This window comes from Candidatus Zixiibacteriota bacterium (genome assembly GCA_017999435.1).
Classification (GTDB): Bacteria; Zixibacteria; MSB-5A5; order GN15; family FEB-12; genus JAGNLV01.
This window is the reverse complement of sequence record JAGNLV010000001.1, coordinates 1,301,987-1,325,434: the sequence shown is the minus strand read 5'-3', so window position 1 is coordinate 1,325,434 and position 23,448 is coordinate 1,301,987. Positions and strand designations below refer to the sequence as shown.

Sequence of the window (23,448 nt, the reverse complement as noted above, 5' to 3'; positions counted from 1 at the left end):
GATGCGGTTTGTGATCGCCCTATTTATCTTACTGTGCTGCCTGCCTCAGGTGCCCCTCGCCCTTGACGGCCCTACCGTTATCGATACCCTAATCTCTGACACCGTAGCTAGTTGGTTCGGGATGCGCATCGTGCCAGTGGGAGATCAGAATGATGACGGATACGATGATTTTCTGACGTTTGAACTTCCTCGCAAGCTTTACCTCTGCCTCGGGGGACCCGCCGAGACTGGCATCCAGTGCATGAGAATCGACGACAGCAGTTACTCCTTGATCAACCACCTGGGCTTCATCAACGATGACAGTGTCTCTGATTTCGGTGCGATCCGCATAACGTCGACCGGCCGCGAACGACTGGCCGTATGGTACGGCGGGCTGCCCCTCAGTGAGGGTCCCGACCTGCTGTTCGGCGATGATACGCAATGGCCTGGGTCGACCTTCCCCATACTTGGCCATGACATCAACGGTAACGGTTCGCCCGAGTTGGTAGCTGGTTATTACCATAACATTCTCTATCCCTCTCTCCTCTTCTTTGAGATTGACCAGGCCCTTGACTCCGTCGTGGATTTCCAGCTATGGGCGCCCGAGCGCGAGGGCTACCCCGGGTTTGGCGATGCTATCATCACCGGTGATTATAACGGTGACGGCTGGGACGATCTGGTCACGAATCTGCGCTACGGCGGCGGTGACACCATTAATGACCAAGTGCTCTTGTATTGGGGCGGACCGGTCTTCGACACCATTCCTGATGCCCGAATCGTCCGTTGCATGACTTTTAATTACGATTACAAGGGATTCGGTTACCGATTGGTGTACCTGAACGACATCAACGGGGACGGCTGGGAAGATTTCCTCATCAACTACAGTGAGAGCGGATCGGAGGATTCGTGTTCCTGGGTGCATTTCGGCGGGCCCGATTTTGATACTGTGCCGGACGTCTGGATCTGCGATAATGCCCTTGAAGCTCGTTTGGCCGGTGACATTAACAACGACGGGTACAGTGATCTCATCAAGGGACTTTCAAGTTCATTCTCCGCCATCGGCCAAGCTAACATCTACTTCGGCGGCCCCGACTTCGATAGCATCCCGGACATCATCATCCACCACTCGATGTTCTCCGGCTACTACAACTACTTTGCCCATGAAGTGGCCGGCCTCGGCGACGTCAACGGCGACGGCATCGATGACTTCGCCATCGCCTCCTCACAGGGCTCGGGTTTCCCCTGGGTCATCTTCATCTTCGCTGGCTGGGACGATGCCGTCAGCGTCGATGACCCCCTCGACCCCGAACCCGCCCTCCCCACCAACTTCACCTTAGACCAAAACTACCCCAACCCCTTCAACCCGGCCACCACCATCACATTCTCCTTGCCCCACACCGAGACTGTCACCTTGCGCATCCGTAACGCCCTTGGCCAGACGGTGGCGGTGCTGATAAACGAGCAGCGGCTGGGGCCGGGGGAACATGCGGTCGTGTGGGAGGCGGAGGCGTATGCGAGCGGAGTGTACCTGTACGAACTGGAGTACCCGGCCGGGAAGCAGAGCCGGAAGATGGTGCTGCTGAAGTAAGCACTCGATCAGGGGGGGCCGGTGGCGCACCATTCATGGTGCGGACCTCTTAGATTGGGCCTCGAAGCCGTCAGTGTCCAGCAAGGCACTCGGCCAGCCGGCGCAGGAGCGGCAACTTGATCCAAGGCCAGCCCTCCGGTTGCTCCGTCAGACCGGCGTTCACAGGGTTTGCCTGAGAGGTGTTGATCTTCTCCCTCACTTCCTGCAGCGCGCGGTGATTCTGGAAGATGAAACCACCATTTTTCATCAAGCCCTAATTGGTGTGCTGCCGGCCCGAGCATCAGTGAGCGGGCGGATCCAAGCGAAAGATCGAAGTCCGCGCCGGGTCAATCACATTTGGTGAGGAAGAGGAACCCACGATGAATCGTGGCGCCGGTGTGTCATTTCATACACCCTCAACGATATTACCCCAGAGGCATGAACCAGTGGGTACCCCTTGACAAAACGTGTCTCCCGCTCTATAATGAGTTGTAATCCGAAAATGGAAGAGGGACGGTGAAGGTATTTCCAATAACCGGCTCGCGGGTCGTGGTGGGGCTGTTGCTGTTGGTGTCAATCGGATCGGCCAATGACCTCGCGGAGCCTGTGTCGCCGGACAGCCTTAGCGGTCGTGTCTACAATAGCAATCCGACGCCGTCGCGTACGCCCTCGGTGCCGTTCGTCGATACCGATACCACCACGTACCCCAAGAAATTCTGGATGGGGCATAAGCAGCAGCTGTCTCATCCCGTCCGCAGCATCTACCCGCGCATAACGGCTCAGGATTCCATCCTCTGTGTCACCTACTCAAGCCGGGAGGCGGTCACGAAGGCCGGGACGTGGTGGGTCTACCGCGTGCTCTCCTTTGACTATGGCTTGACCTGGAGTGAGCCGCGGGCAATCGAGAATACCGGGGACTTTAACGCGGGCGACCTATTTCCATTGATTGAGGGCGACACCATTCTGCTTTCTTTTTCCCGACAGGTCGAGGGCATCGAGACGACGTACCAGCAGGTGGTGGCCAAAGAATCTCTTAAGGATGCCGCTCTGACGACCCCGGTTGTTCTGCAGCAGTCCACTGCAAATCTCCACCACTCCCAGTTGGTTAGACACCAGGACACAACTTGGCTATTCTATGTATTCTCGGACTGGGACTACAATCATCTCGCCTCCTGTCGCTCAACTGACAATGGGCAGACGTGGGATACCCTGAATTTCTCCGGCCCCTCAATCGGCTGGCCGATGTCTTTCCAACGGGCCAACGACCATATCTCCTGGGTAGGAGAAGAGGGGGTGGAGAGCTACTGCCGCCTGCTTAACCCGGACGGAGTGACCTGGACTGATCGGGTCCTGATCTCGGAGACCCCGGCCAACACGGCCAGCCAGTGGCCGAACGCGTGCAGCAACGGCCTCTCCGACCTCCACGCCGGCTGGTTTGACTTCGACGGCGCCGAGGGGGGCTGGTACGGCTACATCTTCTACACCCACAGCTACGACGGCGGGGAGAGCTGGGGGCCGATCTGGAGTCTCTCGCCGACTGACGACTGCGAGCACTCGGCCTTCTGGGCCGACTCCCAGCGGGTGTACGCGGTGTGGAACGACTGCCGGGAAAACGGCTCGCCGGACTTCGCCCTCTACCTGCGCTACTCGCACGATCGCGGGATGAGCTGGTCGCCGGAGATCGAGGTAGTGGACAAGATTGATCCGGCGAGAGAACCGGATCTCTACGGGCAGGGTGATCTGGTGTACCTCGTCTGGAACGAGCAGCATCCGCCGGACTGGATCTGGGGGATCTACTTCCAGGTGGGCGGGTGGTATATCCCGGGGGATGTGAACCGCTCGGAAGATCTCACGGTGAGCGACCTGACCTTTTTGGTGAGCTACCTCTTCCGGGGCGGGGCTGCCCCGGTGCTGTTGGGGGCGGCCGAGATGAATGGCAGTGCGCCCATTAACATTGCTGATCTGACCTATTTCGTAGATTATCTGTTTCGAGGGGGCGCTGAACCGGTCGGCGCTCAGTGACTTGGTTCGCCTGTTGCTGTAGAGGAATAGCTTTCGGCTTGAACATACACGCGATTACGCGGCGGGAGGAACGAGGAGGGAAGACAAGCGGCAGGCCACGAGCTCGCGGGCGGAATAATCCATAGCGTCATCCTGAGGTAGAATACCGGTTACGGCGGCAAGGCAGGACCGGCGAGGAAACGCAGGCAAATGGAATTGCGGGCGCTACCGCAGCGGATCGGCCGCCGCGAGCACGGAGGGCGCACCGTCACCGACCGCCCGGTCGAGCTCCTCGCGAACGGCCCGGCCGAGCGACTCGAGCGAGTACGGTTTGCGTATGTACGCCCCCGCCCCCAACCGCTGCATCTCCTGCACGCGCTCGGTGGAGGAGTAGCCGCTCACGATGACCGTTCTCTGGTCGGGACGGCGCAGGAGGATTTCCCGGTAGGTGTCGAGGCCGTCAAAGTCGTCCTCCATGATCATGTCGAGGACGATCAGGTCGGCGACGTGGGTGTCGAGGTAGCGGAGCGCCTGGCGGCCGTTTTCGGCCGCCGCCACACGGTAGCCCAGGCCGGTGAGGAGTTCGGAGGCCAGATCGCGCTGGGCGGCAGCGTCGTCGACCACCAGGATGTTCTCGCCGCGCCCGGAGAAGTCGCCAACCGGCGGGCGGGCCGCCACCGGCGATTGGATGGTGCGGAAGTAGACGACGAATTCGGAACCCCGCTGCGGCTCGGAGAACACGTCGTAGTATCCCCCGTGGTCCTTCACCACGCCGTACACGACCGAGAGGCCCAGCCCGGTTCCCCCCGCCCCCACCATCTTCTTGATGTAATACGGTTCGAAGATCTTGTCCAGGTCGGCGGCCGGAATACCGCGCCCGGTGTCGCGGACGGAGAGGGTGACGTACTCGCCGGGATCGATCCGGGTGTAACCGCCCGGCAGGGTTTCCAGGCAGCGCCGCGCGGTTGTCACCGTCACCTCGCCCGCCGTGTCGATCGCCTCGAACGCGTTGGCCAGCAAATTGCCCACCAGCTTCTGCAGGTGCGGAAATGATCCGTTCATGGCGGTGACCGAGTCGCAGAGGCGGAGGGTGACCGCCACCTGCGGCTTGCGGGAGGTGAGGTTGCGGAAAGGCGCGGAGTCGATGCAGGCCTGGACGACCTCGTTGAGATCGACGGGCGTCATGTCGTACCGGCCGCGCCGAGAGAGCGTGAGCAGGTCCTGGATGACCTCGGAGGCTTCCACGGCCGATTTGCGCATGGATTCGATGTATTTCCGGACGGGGCTGTCCGGGGGGAGCTTGGCCAGGATCAGTTCGGGGTAGCCGACGAGCGGGCCGAGCATGTTGTTCAGATCGTGGGCCATGCCGCCGGCGAGAATGCCGAGGGCCTCCATGCGCTCCGCCTTTTCGAGCCGCTCGTGCAGGCGCGCCTGCTCCTGTTCCGCGCGCTTGCGCTCCGTGATGTCGCGGACGATGGCCAGCGCGGAATCGGGCGATCCCATGAGGAGGCGGGACTCGAAGTAGCGGGTGCGGCCGCCGATCGGGAGCGAGTATTCGTACACCTGCACTGCGCCTGTGGCGGCCGCCTGCCGCAGGTTCTGGATAGTGATGTCGGCCACGTCCGGCGGCAGCACCTCGCTCACATGCTTGCCGATGAACTGCTCGGGGGCGCGGTACATATCCTCGCGGCTGCCATGGCACTTCTCCAGAACGCCGCCGCGGCTGAGCTGGAACACGAGATCGGGCATGGCGTCCAGCAGCGTGTGGTTCTCCCCCTCGCGGCGGCGGAGGAGTTCCTCGATCTGCCGGCGTTCAGCCAGCTCCCGCCGGTAGCAGAGGTTGCGGTAGCCGAGTTCGGAGAGCTCGTGGGCGACGTTCCACAGGAGATCGAGGTGGCGTTCAAACTGGTCGAGGGCGATCGGTGCGACGCGCTCATAGGCGGCGGCGAGGGCCTCCTCATCGAGGCCGATTTCCCTGGCGAAAGCCCTGATGCGGTCGGAGCCTACCCGGTGGGCATCGCACTGGCCGATCAGCCAGTCGGCGATGTGGCGGTCCTCCACGATGATCGGGGCGGCGGCGTCAACGAAGCCGCAACTGAGGCAGCGGTGGTGGGTCGGCCCCGGCTGACGACGGGCGCGGCCAAGGAGCTGCTCGGAGGACAGGGCGCAGCGCCGCCGCCCCACGGGCGACGCCAGCACCAGCCGGCAAACCGGCGAATAGTTGCTCGGGCGGGTCAGGCAGCGGCCGGAAAGGTCAACGATGACCGAGGCGACGCCGGTCGCGGCGGCCAGCGAATCCTGAACGTGCTGCAGTTCGTCGATCGGAATGAGATCGAGCAGGGTGAACGATTCGGCGGCGGGGAGTCCCGCCAACGGGGTTTCAGTCATAGCCGGGTTGCTCCGGACGGCGGCGCTGTGCACTGCCGTCTGCATATGGTTGCGGGACCGTCGGCCGGTCCTTTCTTTCAAATGTCAGCCGTCAGCACGCCGGGCATCACGTCTCACGGAGGCCCAAGTCGCCGTTCGGCGGGAGTTCGGCCGGGAGCTCCTCATACCGCACCGTCCCCGGACCGCCGCCCTCATCAAGGCGGTGACATCCTTCAATGAGGAGGGCGTCGATCGGGAGGTGGCTGTTCGGTTCCGGGAGGCTTTCGCGTCCGACCGGGTCGACGCTCCAGATCCCGCGCGCCCAGCCGAGTCCGAGGTAGACGGCCTCGGCCCCGACCGTGTCACCGCACTCGGCCCAGATGAGACGGCCGCCGTCGAGGTACATGGTCAACTGCGCGCCGCAGGCGGTGACCGAAATCCGCACGGTGCGCTGGCTGTAGCCGAGCGCCTGCAGCAGGTCAATCAGGTTCATATCGGCGAGGCTACCGTGCGTCCCCATCGACTGGAGCATGCTCATCTGTCGCGAATGCTCCGCCTCGAGGCGCAAGCGCAGGCGCCGCAACCGGGCCTCGCCCAACTCGGGGCCGGCCTCGATCGGGAGAATGTCCTCGATACGGCTGTCAAGGAGATCGGCCAGGTCGCGGATAACCCTCGTCGGGACGGCGAGCAGGGCGGGGACGGTGTCGAAAGCGATTCCCCGGTCCGCGAGATCGTCCACCATCCGGCGGGCGTCGCGGGCCGACCCGGAGCTGACGATGACGAGAAAATCCGGCCAGCGGCTGCCGTACAGGTCGATGAACCGGGCGGCGGTGCCGGCGCGGAGGACCTCAAACCCGGCGCCGGCGAGTGCGCCCGCCAAAGCGCCGACATAGCCGTCGGCGTCGCCCAGCACCAGGGCCTGGGTGGAGGCGCGGTCGAAGGGCCGCGGGGTCGGGATCCGCTCGCTCACCATGGCGATGAAAGCGTCGACCACCTGCGGGAGGAAAGCCTGTCCGCGCAGGGGTCGGAGCTCGGCCGTGAGCGCGCGATAGAGCTCGGGGGTGGGATCTTTCAGTTGCCCCCACCGATCCGCGAGAGTATCGACCAGTCGAAGGATACTGCCGCCGAGGACGGCCAGCGGGAGGCGGTCGGCATACGTGTCGGCGATCTCGCTCTCCCGGTGCGCAAGGATCGCCGCGACCTCGGGCGGCCGGCGGTCGCTTGGGGGTCGCTCGGGCGCACCGGCGGCGATCGCCGCGTGAACCACGAGGAGCCGGTCGCGCGGCGAAAGCTTGAGGCGGTCGCAAAGCTGTGCGGTCAGGTCCACCCTCTCGGCCACTCGGCGTACCTTCAGTTCGTCGGCCGGGGCGGCGCCCGCCGGCCACATGGCCAGCGCGGCGGTGAAAAGGCTGCCGGTCAATTCCGCAGGCGGAGCCGCGGTGATCAGGTCGGCGACCCCCTCGGCAAAGCAAACCGGACACTGAGGAGCCGTGGCACGGAGGTGGTCCTCGAGGACGGCGTGAGTTTCGTTCGGCCGGCTCCGGACGACGACAGCCCGCGGCGCCGCAGCGGCAATTTCCGCCAGCGCTTCATCGACCGTCTCGACAAGGATGACGCTCTGGCCCTCGAGGGCAAGCGCCCGGGCGAGGGTCTCGACAGCCGGGTCGATCGCGCCGACAAGGAGGATCGGCCGCCTCGGCGCCGGGGGAGCATCGGGGCCCGCCGCGCCCCGTGTATCGTCCACCTCCGGCCGGTTGCGATAAGCCTCAATGATGCGGCAGCGGAGGACCGGCTCCAGCGCGGCTGCGAGGTGAATCTCCTGCACGCCGGTGACCGCCCGAATCTCGGCCGCCAGACCTTCATCGCGGGGATCAAGACAAGCGACCGTCAACCGGTTCGCCGCCGGATCGAACGCCACCGGCAGCAGGCAACGCTGCTCGGCGAACCGGCGGGGAAGATAGCCGATCACGGATTCGGGTATGGGGAGGCCGGAAAGCGCGATCGCGTCGCATCCGGCCCCGCTGCGGATGGCGCCGACCAACTCCTCCTCCGTCAACGCCTTGAGGCGCAACAGGTGGCCCTCGAAAGTGCCGCCGAGGAGGTTTTGGCGACGGTGCGCCTCCTCGGCCGAGGCGGCCGAGACCAGGCTTGTCTCCACGATGAGATTGCTTACCGACACGAGATCCCTCTTTCGAGTCGGGAGGTATGCGCCGCGCCGCTGGAAGCGGCGCACCGGCATAGTCCTGCCTCTATACCCATAATGGTCGGACAATCCCAGTGGAAGTTGAGCGGGGGAATAACAGGGGGCAAAAGAGGACATGGGTAGTCCTGTTGCCGCGCACCGGTGGACGGGAGGTTGCCGCGAGTCGGGGCGCGCTCCGCTTGCGAACGAGGCAACAGGTGCTTGCCCCGCCCCGGCTTTCTGCTTATCATGTTGTCCCCGTCGGCGGGCCGGTCGAGGCCGGAGGGCAGCCGGGGCGACAAAGGATAATATTACTCGAGACATAAGGAGACGCTGTCATGTACCGCATTCCCCAGCCGAAAAATGAACCGATTCTGAACTATGCTCCCGGATCGCCGGAGCGGGCGGCGCTGAAGGAGGCGATCAAGTTCTTGAAAGCCAACCCGATCGACGTGCCGCTCGTGATCGGCGGACAGGAGATCAAGACCGATCATAAGATCAAGATCACGGCCCCCCACGACCACAATCTCCTCTTGGGACATTACTACCAGGGCGGCGAGAAAGAGGTCAAGATGGCGGTGGAGGCGGCGGTCGAGGCGCAGAAGAGCTGGCAGCACATGCCCTGGGAGCAGCGCTCGGCGATTTTCCTCAGAGCTGCCGACCTCATCTCCACCAAGTACCGGTACATCATGAATGCGGCGGCGATGCTGGCGCATTCCAAAACCGCGCACCAGGCCGAAATCGACGCGGTGGCGGAACTGGCCGATTTCTACCGCTTCAACTGCTGGTGCGCCCAGCAGATCTACGACACATTCCAGCCGGAGAGTTCGCCGGGCGTCTGGAACCGGATCGATCACCGGCCGCTCGAGGGTTTCGTGTTCGCGGTGACGCCTTTCAATTTCATCTCGATCAACGGTAACCTCCCGGTCGCCCCGGCGATCGTGGGGGGCGTCTCGGTGTGGAAGCCGGCCTCGACGGCGACTTACACCTCGCACTGGATTATGAAAATCCTCCGCGAGGCGGGGTTGCCCGACGGCGTGGTGAACCTGCTGTTTGCGAAGGGGCGGGACATCGGCGAACTCGTGCTCAAGAGCCGCCACCTCGCCGGGATCCATTTCACCGGCTCGACGCCGGTGTTCCAGATGATGTGGAAGACGGTCGGCGACAACCTTCCGAACTACAACACCTACCCGCGCCTGGTCGGCGAAACGGGCGGCAAGGATTTCATCATCGCGCATCCCTCGGCCGACGTCGACGCGGTGGTGGCCAACACGATTCGCGGCGCCTTCGAGTTCCAGGGGCAGAAGTGCTCGGCCGCCAGCCGCTGCTATTTCCCCGAATCGCTCTGGCCGACGATCAAGCAGAAGATGATCGCCGAACTCGGGACGATCAAGATGGGGGATGTCGAGAACTTCGGCAACTTCATGGGGGCCGTGATCGACGGCGCGGCGTTCAAGTCGATCACCGAGTACATCGACTACGCGAAGCAGCATAAGGACAAGTGTGAGATCGTCTTCGGCGGCCGCTACGACGATTCCAAGGGGTGGTTTATCGAGCCCACTGTGGTGGCCACAACCGACCCGCACTTCCGCCTCATGGTCGAAGAAATCTTCGGGCCGGTGCTCACGATCTACGTATACAAGGACGCCGAGTACGCCAACACGCTGCACCTGTGCGACCAGACCTCGCCCTACAGCCTCACGGGCGCGGTGTTCGCGCGCGACCGGATGGCGGTGGCGCTGGCCGAACGGACACTGCGCCACGCCGCGGGCAATTTCTACATCAACGACAAACCGACCGGCGCGGTGGTGGGGCAGCAACCGTTCGGCGGCGGGCGCGCCAGCGGGACCAACGACAAAGCCGGGGCGATCCAGAATATGATGCGGTGGATCTCGCCGCGCACGGTGAAGGAGAATTTCATTCCGCCGACCGACTACCGCTACCCCTTCCTGAAGGAGTAGCGGGAGCGGGACGCGGAGATCGTGCCGGCTGCCGCAGGGGCCGCCCGTCATCGCCGTTCGGGGGCGGCGCTCGGCGGGGTCTCCCGGCTCCCGTGGAGCCTCTGACATCGACCCGCGGCGGGAGCGTCGATGCGGTAAAGGGAACTCGGTCCGCCTGGACCGTGGGGGCGCCTTTGCCGAGATTTCTGCTGCTTCGGCACCGGAACGAAAGATATCCCGGTCTGCGGCAGGACCGTTATCCTATGGCAGGGGCGGCAGGGTTGCGGGCGGCTCGGAATTGCGCCGGCGCGGAGTCGGCGGTAACGTCCCCCGCCGTTGCCGCGGCGCATGTCTTTCCTCCCCAAAGTATAAGCCGAATAGGCTGTTACTCCGACGTACATCACCGGAGCCACGGTCGATAATCGCTTCTGCGATCTGCCTCGGATTCAATTTTTTCCACTGCGCCCGAGTTCCTGTGTCTGCTGCTGCATCACCCAGTTGCGCACCCGCTGAACGTCGACCGGCTCGCCGCGTACCTGAAAACCGACGAGATACCCGGCGGCGGTCTTGTTTGCGCGCAGCCGCCTTCCGATCGTCGAAGACTGCACAACGGGCGCCGGCAGGCAGGGGTAGTACCCTGGCGCAATCTGGACAAGGGTCACAATGTCCGCGAAATTCTCGCGCAGCTGCTTGACAAATTCCTTCACGTCGCCCTGAGTCGCATCTCTCGCAAATTGCATCCATCGGACGTTCGCTTCGAGTGTGCGCACATCACCAAGCTCCAGCCAGTTTGACTGCCGACGGCTCGTAATGCTGAAGCCGGTGTCCGTACGTTCGACCCAGTACGAGGCGGTATCCGATCGGAGTGTGACGTATAACACAAATGACTCTGCCGGCAGAGAAACCCGGTCTTCCCGCTTTCCGCGATTGAGCGTGCGCAGACGCAGCGTGAGCGACGAATCGGTGGTGATGGCATCAAACCCAACTGTTCGGTATGCGGTACGGATGTCGATTCCCATCCGACCGGTGTTTCTCAGCACCTCATGATCCGGCTCACATTCCATGTAGACATACAACTGAAAACGCTCGATGAGAAGCACCGGCTCAGGCAGAGGTTGTTCGTCTGACATAACCGTGTCCTGGTCCACGTCCCATTTAACATCGTCCATGCCGGCCGACCCACCAGAGCAGACCAGCGACAGACTCAACAGGATCAGCCGCATCAAAAGTTTCATGACGGCTCCGTTCATCTCCTCGCATATCAATTGGCCGAATTCGCTTCCTCTACAACGACGCGACCTCCCACCAAGCGGGCAATGTCGCGGGATAGGTGGTGCTGCCGCGGCCTCAGCCGCGTTGTCTGCATGGGTTCTGACATCAACTTGCGTGCCGGACCGCGAGCTTACCGACATCTTTCTGGGCATCGCATTGACGGGGAAGCAGTTGGCGAGGAAGACGGAGAGCGCGCACGAGCAGCCGCATCGGGGTTTGCGCGCCGTTGTGACGCCCACGGTGGCGCAGCGTGACGCATGGTGGGCGAAGCCGTTGGGAGTAAAGGCATTAATAAGGCAGTATCTGCGTCGGGAGTGCGTCGGGCGACTCGCCCGTGACGCAGGCAGGGGGATCTGCGATGGCTGATCGCTGCAGGAATCAGACCGGCGCCGGGAATCTCGTGCATGCACGTCGAATTCCGCACTCCGGCGTTGGACGGCCGACCTCCCTCAGTCGCCGGCAGACCCAGGGGCGCGCTTTAGGCTTGTGCGCCGGCGGATGGATGCTACATTGGGGGCGATTCAGGACGCCCGAAAGAACGGAATGACCCCATGCAACTCGTGCTGGCCACCAACAACCGCGACAAAATACGGGAAATCCGACACCTTCTTGAGGATCTCCCGATCACCATCCTCACGGCCGGTGATTTTCTCGATTTTCCGGAAATCGACGAAACCGGGGAGACGCTCGAGGCCAACGCCCTGCTGAAAGCGCGGGGGATCGCCGCTTTCACGGACCTTCCGGCCCTGGCGGACGATTCGGGGCTGGAAGTGGATGCGCTCGGCGGGCAGCCGGGTGTGTACTCCTCGCGGTACGCCGGGGACAACGTCACCTACGACGACAATAACCGGAAGCTGCTGGAGGAGTTGGCGGGGGTGCCGCGAGCGGAGCGGACGGCGCGGTTTCGCTGCGTGATTGCGATCGACTGGGCCGACGGGACGCACGAGACGGTCGAGGGGGTGGCCGAGGGGTGGATTGCCGAGGATATCGCGCCGGGAAACGGGTTCGGATACGACCCGGTGTTTGTGCACAGCGAAACCGGACAGCGGTTTTCGGCCATGAGGCTGCCGGAGAAGAGCGCGGTGTCGCACCGGGGCCAGGCGCTGCGGCGGGCGCGCGAGGCAATCAGCGCGCGGCTGAAAGCGAGGAGCTGAGGGGAAACCCGGGCGGCCGCGGGGCGCCGCCCCGGGGGACCGACGGCAGCGCAGTCGGCCGCCGGCACGGGCGGGACGCTGAAATTGCCATGCGCGCGGGCAGCGGAGAGCGTATATTCCGCAAGACCGCGCCGGCAGACGACCAACGGTGACCGCAGTGAAGAAGAAAACGCGCACACCATCGCAGCTCGCCCTCCTGATCCTGGTCTGTTTCTTTCTCTCCGGATTCACCGGGCTCATCTACGAGGTGCTGTGGACGCGGATGATCGTGAAGATCATCGGCGGAGCACCCTTCGCGATCTCCATCATCCTCACGATTTTCATGGGCGGGCTCGGCTTGGGGAGCTACCTGGCGGGCCGGGTGGTCGACCGGGTGAAGCAGCCGGAAGAACTCGTGCGGCTGTACGGATACCTGGAGTTGATGGTGGGGGCGTACGGGCTGGTGCTGCCGGGGCTGATGGCGCTCTTTCGACCGCTGTTCGCGGCCATGTACAACGGCGTGTTCGAATACGGGATGATCTACAACCTGCTCACGTTCGCGGGCTGCGCTCTCCTGCTCATTCTCCCGGTGACCTTCATGGGAGCGACGCTGCCGGTGTTGAGCCGGTTCTATGTCTCCCGCCTGGGGCATCTGGGGACGCACACGGGGCGGCTGTACGGTTTGAATACGATCGGGGCGGGATTCGGTTCGCTCGCCACCGGGTTCTGGCTGATCGCGTGGTTCGGGATGTGGGGAACGCTGGCGACGGCAGTGGCGCTGAATGCGGCGATCGGGCTGACCTGTGTGCTGGTCGGGGGGCGCGCCCGGATCACCCGGGGCCGGCCGGCGGAGGCGGGAGCGACGGGCCCGGCGGAAGTCGCGGAGACGCCGCCGCGGGCAGTCATCAGCGGCGCGCTCGTGATTTTCGCCGTGTCCGGCTTCTGCTCGATGTCGTACGAGGTGATCTGGACAAAACTCCTCGGGCTGATTGTGGGGCCGACCACCTACTCGTTCACAGTGGTGCTGGTGACGTTCATTATCGGGCTGGCGCTGGGAGCGATGCTGTTCGGGTGGCTGGCCGATCGGACGCGGAAACCGGCCCCGCTGCTTCTGGTGACGCAGGTGGCGGCGGCGGCCGCGGCCCTGGGCGTGAGCCAGGTGCTGGGGAACAGCCAGTTGTTCTTCACCAAGCTGATTGCGACGTTCCAGGACAATTTCACGGCGCTCAACGCGGCCAAGGCGGCGCTGCTTTTCCTGTTCATGCTGCCGCCGACCCTCTGTCTCGGCGCCACCTTCCCCCTGGTCGGGAAAATCTTCACGCCCTCAACGGCGCGGGTGGGGCGGTCGATCGGGTTTGCCTACGCGGTGAACACCATCGGAGCGGTCCTCGGGTCGTTCCTCGCGGGGTTCGTGATCGTGCCGGCACTGGGGAAAGCGAATGGGCTGAGCCTGGTGATCGCGATTCAGCTTGCCGGGGCGCTGGTTTTCGGATGGGTGCTCCTGCGGGCGGGGGCGGTGCGCCGACGCATCTGGCTGCCGGCGGCGGGCGCGGCGGCGGCCGCGCTGGTCCTCGTGTTCGCCTACCCGCGCTGGGACCACCGGCTCCTGGCCCTGGGCAAGTACCACCGGATCGCGGACCAGGGAGTGAAGGCCGACCAGGTGGGGTGGTGGTCGGCGCTGCTGCGCGGACCGGAGATCCTCGCGCCGCTGTTCAATGCCGACGTCGTGTACTACGGGGACGGGGTGGCCGGGACCACCACCGTGCTCAAGACGCGCGACGCCATGGGGAACGAGGATTTGTCCATGACCAACGCGGGCAAGCCCGAGGCTTCCACCCGCGGCGACATGCCCACCCAGACGCTCCTGGCCCATTTCCCCCTGCTGTTCGGCAACGAGGCGAAGCAGGTGATGGTCGTGGGTCTCGCGAGCGGTGTGACCGCGGGGGAGATTCTCCGCTACCCGATCGAGCGGCTCGACATCGTCGAGATCAGCCGGGAAGTGGTGACGGCGAGCGAGTATTTCCGGCCGTGGAACCACGGCGTGCTCGATGACCCGCGGGCCCGGCTCATTGTGCAGGACGGCCGGGCGCACCTGGCCATGACCGCGGCGGAGTACGACGTCGTGATTTCAGAACCGTCGAATCCCTGGATGGCCGGGCTGGCGACGCTGTTCACGCGGGACTATTTCACCTATGCCCGGGAGGCGCTCACGGAGGGGGGGATGTTCGTCCAGTTCATCCACACGTACCAGATGGACTGGCCGACGTTCGCGATGGTGGGGCGGACGTTCGCCGACGTTTTCCCGAACGCGCTCCTGGTGGCGACCTCGCCGGACACGGCCAGCAATGATCTGATGCTTGTCGGGATCAAGGGGAGCGGGCCGCTGAATCTTGCCCGCGCGCGGGAGATGGGACAGTACTGCCGGCAGGGCGGCAACTTCGCGGTCCGCGATCCCGCCGTGCTCGTCCGGCTGGTCCGGGCGCAGAACCTGAAAGAGTTGTTCGGCGGCGGCCCGCTAAACACCGACAGCCACCCGCGCCTGGAGTATGCGGCGCCCAAGCTGCTGTACCGGTCGGACCCCGAAATCGCGGCCCGGATCGCCGCCGGGGGGAGACTGACGGAGCCGCTCGCGCGGCTGAAGGAGAAAGTGGCGACCGAGGTCGAGTCGCAGATCGATTTTCTGGAATACGAATTGTCGGTACATCTGCCGATGCACGGTTTTGTGCCGCCCATTCTCGCATACGACCGGGCGACCCCAGCGCAGCGGGCGCGGCACGACAGCCTCCTGTGCGCATACTGCCGGCAAAACCCGGTGGTGCTCTCGCTCTGCCAGGACGAGCGGGCGCGGGAATCGTGCGCCGCCTGCCAGATCGAGGGGCTTGAGGCGACCGTGGCGGCCGGCCGGGCGACCGCCATGACCTACAGCTACCTGGCTTTTCTCTACAGCCGGGGCGGCCAGACGGACAAACTGCCCGCGCTGTACCGGGAGTGGGTGCAGAGCGATCCTCGCGAGGCGAAGGCCTACCACGGTCTGGCCGCGGCGCTGATCGAACGCAACAACCTGACCGAGGCCTTGCCCGCGCTGCTGACGGCGGATCGGGAGAATCCGGGCAATCCGGTCATTCTGACCGATTTGGGCTACCTCTACGGCCGGATGGGCCGGCCCGACCTGGCGCGGGACTATTTCGGCCGAGCGCTGCAGGCGGACATCCGGTACGCCCGGGCGCACATGGGGATGGGGGCGGCCGAGGCGACCGCGGGCAACATCCCGGCTGCTATCGCACACTACCGCGAGGCCCTTCGCCTCGACCCGGCCCTGGAGGGGGCTCAGACAGCGCTGGCCAAGCTCCAGGCGGGCCGGCAGCCCTGACCCGCGGCCCAGCCCGCACCACCCGTTTCAACACCGCAAGCGCGGAACGAACTAGGCCTCGCGCGCCGCAGCCTGAAGTTCGGCGAGAAAGAGCTCCGGGTCGACGCCGTGCATGCGGCAGGCGAGGTCGATCGACTCATACGATTGGCCGGGGCAGTCGAGACAACCGTCGCCGAAATAGCGCTGGAAGATCACGTTCGTGCGGGGGTGGCGCTCGAGAACGGCGCCGATCAGGGTCTCGGAAGTGATGTCAAACGGGGCGGCCGAGGAGGCGGCGCTACGGGCGGGGGACGGCGGACGGTTGACCTCGTCCTCGGCGGCGCGGATGAGCGTCTGGAGGTCAAGGCCGTGGTTGGCGGCCGCCATGCCGAGCGTGACACCGACTTTGCGGACCTTGTCGAGGTGCCCCGGGACATCGAGCATTTTCAAACCCTGCCCGACGAGGACCTCGCGCACCGACGGGCAGCGCTCAATGAGGTCGGCGATCCGCGTGTCTTCGGTCAGGCTGATCGACGGGGAGAGGGGAGCCGATGGAGCAGCGGCGGCGCCTGCGGGGGCCTTCTTGAGGGACAGGGTGACCCAGATGTTGACGATGAACATGAGCAAAGAGACGGCCTGGACGGCGGCGGCGGCGAGGAAGAGAACGTGCCAGAGATTGCTCCCGTCGCGGGAGTAGAGGCCGCGAAAGAGGACCATCCCAACCAGGCTGACGTTGCCGAGCCAGAAGTGGACGGGAACCCAGGCGGGCCAGCGCAGCTCGGCGCCGTTGAAACGGGGAAGTATGAAATAGCCGATGCCGAAGACGATCATGGCCATGAAGCCAAGCAGGTTGAAGTGGGTGTGGGCGAAGACGGCGGCGTAGCCCGGAGATCCGCCGGCGCTCAGAATGCCGCACAGGGCGCCCGCCGCGAGATAGAGCAGGGACATGTAGACGAAGCGTTTCATGTAGGTCGACATGGCAGTCTCCGAATTATGGTTTTCGTTGGCGCAATGTCGGCCTCGGGGCCGGGGAGAGCCTTGACCCAGGTCAAGAAGCCGGGGGGAAAGAGCCGTCATCGGGGCTGCCCCTCGACTCCAGCCGGGAATGGTGTTGCGGCAAGGCCGCGGGTACCGTATTATGGCCGCCGGAGCGCGCGGCCGGGAAAGGCAGGATAGGATAGTGGGATCAGAGACAGGAAAGATAGGAAAGACAGTTGGCGCCGGGAACGCCCGGGTCGCTACCGGGTTGACTGTCGCTCTCGCGATCGCGGTCGCGGCGGTCATTCTGCCGAAGCTCGCGCTGAGCGGGGCGGTCGCGCGGATTCTCACCACGCAGGCGCTCGAACTGGGGCTTTCGCTCGGGGCGATCGCCGTTTTCGGGCGCGGGCGATTCGCCAACTACGGGTTTCGTCTTCCCCGCCCGGATCGGCACTGGTCGGCCGCGCTAGCCGGGTGGATGCCGATCGGCCTGACCGCGCTGGGTCTGGGAACGCTCGCCACGGCGGCGATGCTGGCATGCGGGGGGAAAGGAAACCCGCTGGTGCGAGAGCTGACTTTTCCGCAGGTGATCCTGTTCGTGTGGATTTTCTCCAGCACGATAGAAGAGGTTTTCACGCGCGGGTTCTTGCAGAGCCATATCGCCTCCGCCGGGGAGCCCCGGCTCGGGCCGAGGTTTCTCCGGATCGGGCGGGCGGCGCTGATCAGCGCGGCGTTTTTCGCGGCCATGCATCTCGTGCTCCTGCTCAGCCACACGGATGCCGTCACGGTCGTAATCATTCTCCTGTTCACCTTCTCCGTGGGATTGCTGGCGGCGCACCAACGGGAGCGGACCGGCTCCCTGGTCCCGGCGATCGGCGTGCACATGCTGGCGAATGTCGGGGGCGTGTTCGGGGGGATCGTGTACGCGATCATCGCGATGCTGAGCGGCGGAGCGGTTCCCGGCCGGTGAGGAAGGGCGGGCCCGACCGCTCGCTCTCTCTGCCGGCTAGAATTTCGCCCAGCGGGGGACGCGGGGGAAGGGGAGGACGTCGCGGATGTTCTGCATGCCGGTGATGTACATGACAGCGCGGTCGAAACCGAGCCCGAACCCGGCGTGCGGCATGCTCCCGTAGCGGCGAATGTCGAAATACCAGGCGTAGTTCTCCCAGTTGGTGAGGCCCTTCATCTCCATGTGCTTCTGCAGCACGTCGAGGCGCTCCTCGCGCTGGGAGCCGCCGATGATTTCGCCGACGCGGGGGACGAGGACGTCCATGGCGCGGACGGTTTTCCAGTCGTCGTTCACCCGCATGTAGAAGGCCTTGATCGCGAGCGGGTAATCGTACACGATCACCGGCCGCTTGTAAACCACCTCGGTCAGGCAGCGCTCGTGCTCGGTCTGGAGGTCCAGCCCCCACTCGGCGGGGAACTCGAACTTCCGGCCGGATTTCTGAAGCTGCGCAATCGCATCGGTGTAGCTCACGCGGACGAACTCGGAGGCGACGATGCTCTCGAGGGTCTCGATCAGTTTGTGGTCGATCCGCTGGTTGAAGAAGGCCATGTCGCCGGCGCAGTCGTCGAGGGCGAAGCGGAAGAGGTATTTGAGGAAGTCCTCGGCGAGGTCCATGTCGTCCTCGAGCTCGGCCCACGCCATCTCCGGCTCCACCATCCAGAACTCGCTCGCGTGGCGGGCGGTGTTGGAGTTCTCGGCGCGAAAAGTGGGGCCGAAAGTGTAGATGTCGCCGAGAGCGGCCGCCAGGAGCTCCCCCTCGAGCTGGCCGGAAACGCTCAGGTAGGCCTCGGCGGCGAAAAAGTCCGCCTCCCAGTCGACGCGGCCGTCCTTCTTCGGAGGCTGGTCGAGGGGGAGGGTGGTGACGCGGAAGAGTTCCCCCGCCCCTTCGCAGTCGGAGGCGGTGATGATCGGCGTGTGGATATAGTAGAAGCCGCGCTCCTGGTAGTAGGTGTGGATGGCGTAGGCGAGCCGGGAGCGGATGCGGTTGACCGCGCCGAAGGTGTTGGTCCGGGGACGCAGGTGGGCCATGTCGCGGAGGGTCTCGAAACTGTGGCGCTTCTTCTGGATCGGGTAGGTGGCATCCGCTTCCCCGACCAGGTCGAGCGCCTCGACCGCGACCTCGTACTTCTGCCCCTGGGCGGGCGATTCGATCAGCTTCCCGCGCAGGCGGACGGCGGCCCCGGTGAGGATCCGGTCGATGGCAGGAATCCGGTCGGGGTCGGAGACGACGCCCTGGAGGTTCTGCATGCAGGAGCCGTCGTTGACCTCGACAAAGGCGACTTCCTTGCTTCGGCGGATGGTGCGCACGAGGCCGAGGATGGTCACGGTGGTCCCAACCGGCACCTGTTCGTCGACGACAATTCGCCTGATTCTGGTCCGGACTTTGTAATCCATCGGTGTCTTCTCCGCGTCAGTTCCGGTCACGGGGCACATCGGGCTGTCGGTGGCAATAAAACGAGCGGGGGGCGGTTTGGCAAGTCTCAAGAAACGGGCGGCCGGGCGCGAAATCCCGCCCGCCCAATGAAACTTCCGCCGCGCTCGCAGGTATTAAAGGTGAGAATGAACTGAGTGTGACTCCTTCGAGAGACGTTCCCAACTTCTACATAGAAACCCGGCCTGGCTGACAGGCCGGGTTTTTATTTGCGCCGGATCGCGCGCCAACCCGCCCGGCTTTCTCGCCCAGCCGGCGGGGGGTGCTTGACGGCGGGCGGCGGGAAACCGAGATTGCGCCATGTATAAACGTCAGTCTGTCGATCCGGCCGAGGCCGGGGAGGTCGTAATATGTCCACACAAGATTCATCGCCGCGGTCCGATTCCGGGGCCGACTCTGCCGCCGGGCACGGATCCCCGCTCGCCGCGGAAGTGCTGCGCCTGCTGTACGAACGGGCGAGTTGCCGGAATTTCGCTCAACGGGAGATCCCCGACCGCCTGCTCGACGAAATCCTGCAGGCCGGGGTGCATGCGGCCACCGGCGGAAACCTGCAGCCCTGGTCGATCATCGTGGTCCGGGATCCGGAGGCGCGGCGAAAGCTGGCGGAGCTCAATGAGAACCAGACGTTTATGCAGGATGCCCCGGTGAACCTGGTGTTCTGCATCGACTGGCGACGGCTGGAGCGGTGGGCGGCGGGGGCGGCGGCGCCCTTCACCGCCACCGCGGCCTTCCGGCATTTCTGGATTTCCTTTCAGGATACGATCATCGCCGCGCAGAGCATCGGCACCGCGGCCGACGCGGTCGGACTCGGCTCAGTCTATGTCGGCACGGTGCTCGAGTGCTTCCCGGAGGTTCGGGAGATGCTCGCGCTGCCCCCGGGAGTCTTCCCGGTGGTCATTCTGACGCTCGGCTGGCCGGTCCACCGGCCGGCTCCGCGGGGGAAGCTGCCCCTCCAGGTCGTGGTGCACCGCGAGCAATACCGCGAGCTGCCCGATGACCAACTGGCGGCGGCGTACGAGACGAAGTACGGCGGCGCGAAGATCGACTGCACCCCGGACCGCCTCGACCGGCTCGTCGAAGTCTGCCGGAGAACCGGGGGAGAGGAGCTGGCGGAGCGGTGCCGGGCGCGGGTCCGGGCGGCGGGATCCATCAACATGGCCCAGCGGTATTTCGGCCTGCACTACCCGGCGGATTTCATGCCGGCCCAAAACGCCTCCTACCTCCGGATCTTCGAAGACGCGGGGTTTGAATGGTTCCGGGAGTGGTGGCCGCGGGAGTGAGCGGATCCGCGCGCGCGGCGGCGAGGCGCCGCAAAAAAAACCTTGGAGAATCGGACAAGAAGCACCATATTGAAAGCATCAGGGTCTTTCCCGATCGCGCGTTCTCGCAATCGATCTACGACCCCGGTTTCCTTCCGCATCCGCCGGCCGAGGGATCCGGGCGGACAGCCGAAAGTGACGGGCCGGCGGCCGGCCACAGACGAGAAGACTGAATCAGCGTATTCGCATTCCAAGGAGGCTTCCATGTCATCTCGCGCAGCGGTGCAGCGGGTCGCGGTCGCGCTGGCGGCGGTTTTGACGGCGGTGCTCGGAGCAGCCCAGCCCGGCTGGGGGTTGCCGAACGCGCCGGTCAATCCCGGCAGCCCGCCCATGAGCGACCAGAACAACTCGGAGGTGTCTCTCAGTGAGACGACGCCGGGCGAAGTGTACGCCGTGTGGACGGAGTACACGCCGGCCGGGTTCGGGGTTTCGAACATCGGGTGGGGGTTTTCCAACACGCTCGGGGCGGCCTGGGTGCAGGCGCTGATTCCCCCGACGCCGCCGTATGGCGCGGAGTGGAATCCCTCGCTGGCCTCCCATCCGGCGGGCGCCTTCTACGCGGCGGCGGCGGCCTACGGTCCCGGCATGCCCTGGCTGGCGCCGGATGCGGTGGTTGTGCACACGAGCGCGGGGGGCGGGGCGGCCTTCGGGCCGGGCGTGCCCGTAGCCGTCAATGTCCCGGGTACCACCTGGCTTGATTATCCCGATATCGCCCTGGCCGACAACCCGGCCATCCCGGCACCCCTGTTCGGCACGATGCACACCGCGTGGGTGGAGTACGCCGATGGGACGTTCGGCGATGCCGATGGGAACGGCAACCCGTTCGATGACGCCGGGGACAACTACACGATCTTCTATGCGTATTCGCGGACGATGGCCGGTCCCGCCCCGATCTTCCCGGCCTTCTCGGTTCCCGTGGCGCTTTTCCCAGGACCGGTCTTCCCCAATGCACCGGCGGCCAACCGGCCGAGTGTCGCGGTAATGGCCCCGCCGGGCAACCCGGTGATTCCCGGGGGTGGGGTGTATGTCGGCTGGACCGACGGGCTGAATGTCTATGTGACCGGTTCGCCGGCGCTCGGCGCGGCCTTCTTTGCGCCGGCGTTGGTAGCGGCGATCACGCCCGTGCCGCCGGTGCTGATCGGTGGCGTCAAGGGGGCGGCCACCGTCACCATCGCCACCGGGGCCGGACCCTGCGCCGGGTGGGTGTACGCCGCCTGGACATCGGTGGGCGGAGCCGACCTGGACATCTTCTTCTCGTCCAGCCCGACCGGACTCCCGGGCTCGTGGGGCCCGCCCGTGCGGGTGAACCAGGATCCGATCGGCAACGGCGCGGACCAGTGGGCGCCCCACATGTCGGTCGACCCCGGCTCAGGCCGAATCCTCATCACCTACTATGACCGACGGGTCGATCCGGCCAACGTGGCGCACCAAACCTGGGTGTCGTCCTCCCCGGACTGCGGGGTGACCTGGCTCGATTGCCAGTTGTCGACGACGCCGCCGGCCGCGCCGATTTCGACCTTCCCGCTGCCGCCCGCGCCGATCTACCTGGGCGACTACCTCGGCTCCGACTTCAACCTGCTCAACGGCCCGGCGCACATCTGGAACGACGGCCGGGCGCCGGCCGCGGTTCAGGACGTCTATTTCGAAAATGTCATGACTTGTTTCCCGGATACCGACGGCGACGGCGTTTTTGACCCGTACGACAACTGCCCGACTGTACCCAATCCCGGCCAGGCGGATGGGGACGGCGACGGCGTCGGCGACGTGTGCGACAACTGCCCGGCTATCGCTAATCCCGGCCAGAGTGACGGCGACGGCGACACCTTCGGCGACGTGTGCGATAACTGCCCGACGGTTGCGAACCCGACTCAGTTGGACGGGGACAGCGACGGGATCGGCGACCTCTGCGACAACTGCCCCGGCACGCCTAATCCAGGGCAGCTGGACGGGGACGGAGACGGAGTCGGCGACGTATGCGACAACTGCCCCGGCGTGGCCAACCCGGGCCAGGCCGACAACGACACCGACGGGCTCGGGGACGCCTGCGATCCGGACGACGACAACGACGGCGTCCTGGATCCATCGGACAACTGCCCGCTGATCTCGAACCCGGGGCAGTCGGATATCGACGCCGACGGCATCGGAGACGTGTGCGATGCCGACGCCGACGGCGACGGTCTGCTGAACGGGGATGAGTTGACGATCGGGAGCAACCCGCTGTCCGCCGACAGCGATGCGGACAATGTCAACGATTCGGTCGAGGTCTACCACTGCGGCGGGGGGATCGGGAGCCCCTGCGACACGGACGGGGACGCGACTCCCGACGTGATGGATCCCGACGACGACGGCGACGGGATCAACACGATCAACGAGGATACGGACCTTGACGGCAATCCGCGCAACGACGACATCGATTCCGACGGGGTCCCCAACTACCTCGATCCGGACTCGGACGGCGACGGCATCGGGGATATCAGCGACAACTGCCCCTACGTGTCAAATCCCGGCCAGGTGGATACGGACACCGACGGTCTGGGGAACGCCTGCGATCCCGATGACGACAACGACGGGATCCTCGACGGCGCGGATAACTGCCCGCTGGTGGCCAATCCGGGGCAGGAAGACGCCGACGGGGACGGGATCGGTGATGCGTGCGACGGGTGCTGCACGCTGCGCGGCGATTTCAACGACGACGGAGCGGTGAAAGTGTCCGATCTGACGGCCCTGATCAACTACCTCTTCCGCGGGGGCGCGGCGCCGTCGTGCCTCGATCATGGAGACACCAACGCGGACGGGTCGATCAAGGTGTCCGACCTGACGCTCCTGATCAATTACCTGTTCCGGGGCGGTCCACCGCCGGCGGCTTGCTGACGAGAGGCCTGTTCCGCGCACAGTGAGATGGGGCCCATGGCGACCGCCG

General features: G+C 65.1%; 14 protein-coding genes. 8 read left to right on the top strand and 6 right to left on the bottom strand.

Annotation, left to right across the window (positions count from 1 at the left end):
- The first annotated feature begins 1 nt into the window (after position 1).
- Positions 2 to 1,567: a T9SS type A sorting domain-containing protein gene (locus tag KA261_05495; GenBank protein MBP7697245.1), complete on the top strand. Its 1,566-nt coding sequence runs from the start codon at positions 2 to 4 to the stop codon at positions 1,565 to 1,567.
- Positions 1,568 to 1,637: 70 nt separating this feature from the next.
- Here KA261_05495 and KA261_05490 read toward each other — a convergent pair whose 3' ends face one another.
- Positions 1,638 to 1,814: a hypothetical protein gene (locus tag KA261_05490; GenBank protein ID MBP7697244.1), complete on the bottom strand. Its 177-nt coding sequence runs from the start codon at positions 1,812 to 1,814 to the stop codon at positions 1,638 to 1,640.
- Positions 1,815 to 2,062: 248 nt separating this feature from the next.
- Here KA261_05490 and KA261_05485 point away from each other — a divergent pair, with 248 nt between their 5' ends.
- Entirely contained in the window at positions 2,063 to 3,568 is a 1,506-nt protein-coding gene (locus KA261_05485; GenBank protein MBP7697243.1) for a hypothetical protein, read from the top strand.
- Between the two features lie 204 nt (positions 3,569 to 3,772).
- Here KA261_05485 and KA261_05480 read toward each other — a convergent pair whose 3' ends face one another.
- Positions 3,773 to 5,935: a PocR ligand-binding domain-containing protein gene (locus tag KA261_05480; protein MBP7697242.1), complete on the bottom strand. Its 2,163-nt coding sequence runs from the start codon at positions 5,933 to 5,935 to the stop codon at positions 3,773 to 3,775.
- 106 nt (positions 5,936 to 6,041) lie between these two features.
- Complete coding sequence (locus KA261_05475) at positions 6,042 to 8,093, bottom strand: DUF4388 domain-containing protein (protein ID MBP7697241.1); 2,052 nt, start codon at positions 8,091 to 8,093, stop codon at positions 6,042 to 6,044.
- A 341-nt stretch (positions 8,094 to 8,434) separates the two neighbouring features.
- On the opposite strand from KA261_05475, the gene pruA reads away from it, so the two are divergent.
- On the top strand, positions 8,435 to 10,057 hold the full coding sequence (gene pruA, locus KA261_05470) for an L-glutamate gamma-semialdehyde dehydrogenase (GenBank protein MBP7697240.1): 1,623 nt from the start codon (positions 8,435 to 8,437) through the stop codon (positions 10,055 to 10,057).
- Positions 10,058 to 10,482: 425 nt separating this feature from the next.
- On the opposite strand, the gene KA261_05465 is transcribed toward pruA, so the two are convergent.
- Positions 10,483 to 11,271, bottom strand: a complete 789-nt coding sequence (locus KA261_05465; protein MBP7697239.1) for a hypothetical protein — start codon at positions 11,269 to 11,271, stop codon at positions 10,483 to 10,485.
- A 588-nt stretch (positions 11,272 to 11,859) separates the two neighbouring features.
- On the opposite strand from KA261_05465, the gene rdgB reads away from it, so the two are divergent.
- Positions 11,860 to 12,462 carry an RdgB/HAM1 family non-canonical purine NTP pyrophosphatase gene (gene rdgB / locus KA261_05460; GenBank protein ID MBP7697238.1) on the top strand — a complete coding sequence of 201 codons (603 nt, stop codon included), beginning with the start codon at positions 11,860 to 11,862 and terminating at the stop codon, positions 12,460 to 12,462.
- A 157-nt stretch (positions 12,463 to 12,619) separates the two neighbouring features.
- Positions 12,620 to 15,811 carry a fused MFS/spermidine synthase gene (locus tag KA261_05455; GenBank protein ID MBP7697237.1) on the top strand — a complete coding sequence of 1,064 codons (3,192 nt, stop codon included), beginning with the start codon at positions 12,620 to 12,622 and terminating at the stop codon, positions 15,809 to 15,811.
- Between the two features lie 51 nt (positions 15,812 to 15,862).
- Here the strand turns inward: KA261_05455 and KA261_05450 are convergent, their stop codons facing one another.
- On the bottom strand, positions 15,863 to 16,768 hold the full coding sequence (locus KA261_05450) for a DUF1858 domain-containing protein (GenBank protein MBP7697236.1): 906 nt from the start codon (positions 16,766 to 16,768) through the stop codon (positions 15,863 to 15,865).
- 202 nt (positions 16,769 to 16,970) lie between these two features.
- Here KA261_05450 and KA261_05445 point away from each other — a divergent pair, with 202 nt between their 5' ends.
- Complete coding sequence (locus KA261_05445; GenBank protein ID MBP7697235.1) at positions 16,971 to 17,738, top strand: CPBP family intramembrane metalloprotease; 768 nt, start codon at positions 16,971 to 16,973, stop codon at positions 17,736 to 17,738.
- A gap of 36 nt (positions 17,739 to 17,774) precedes the next feature.
- Here the strand turns inward: KA261_05445 and asnS are convergent, their stop codons facing one another.
- Positions 17,775 to 19,172, bottom strand: a complete 1,398-nt coding sequence (gene asnS / locus KA261_05440; GenBank protein ID MBP7697234.1) for an asparagine--tRNA ligase — start codon at positions 19,170 to 19,172, stop codon at positions 17,775 to 17,777.
- Positions 19,173 to 19,559: 387 nt separating this feature from the next.
- On the opposite strand from asnS, the gene KA261_05435 reads away from it, so the two are divergent.
- The gene (locus tag KA261_05435) at positions 19,560 to 20,489 is read left to right on the top strand and encodes a nitroreductase family protein (GenBank protein MBP7697233.1); all 930 of its coding nucleotides are present in this window, start codon (positions 19,560 to 19,562) and stop codon (positions 20,487 to 20,489) included.
- Positions 20,490 to 20,732: 243 nt separating this feature from the next.
- Positions 20,733 to 23,399, top strand: coding sequence for a thrombospondin type 3 repeat-containing protein (locus tag KA261_05430; GenBank protein MBP7697232.1), 2,667 nt, complete (start codon positions 20,733 to 20,735; stop codon positions 23,397 to 23,399).
- The last annotated feature ends 49 nt before the right edge of the window (positions 23,400 to 23,448 follow it).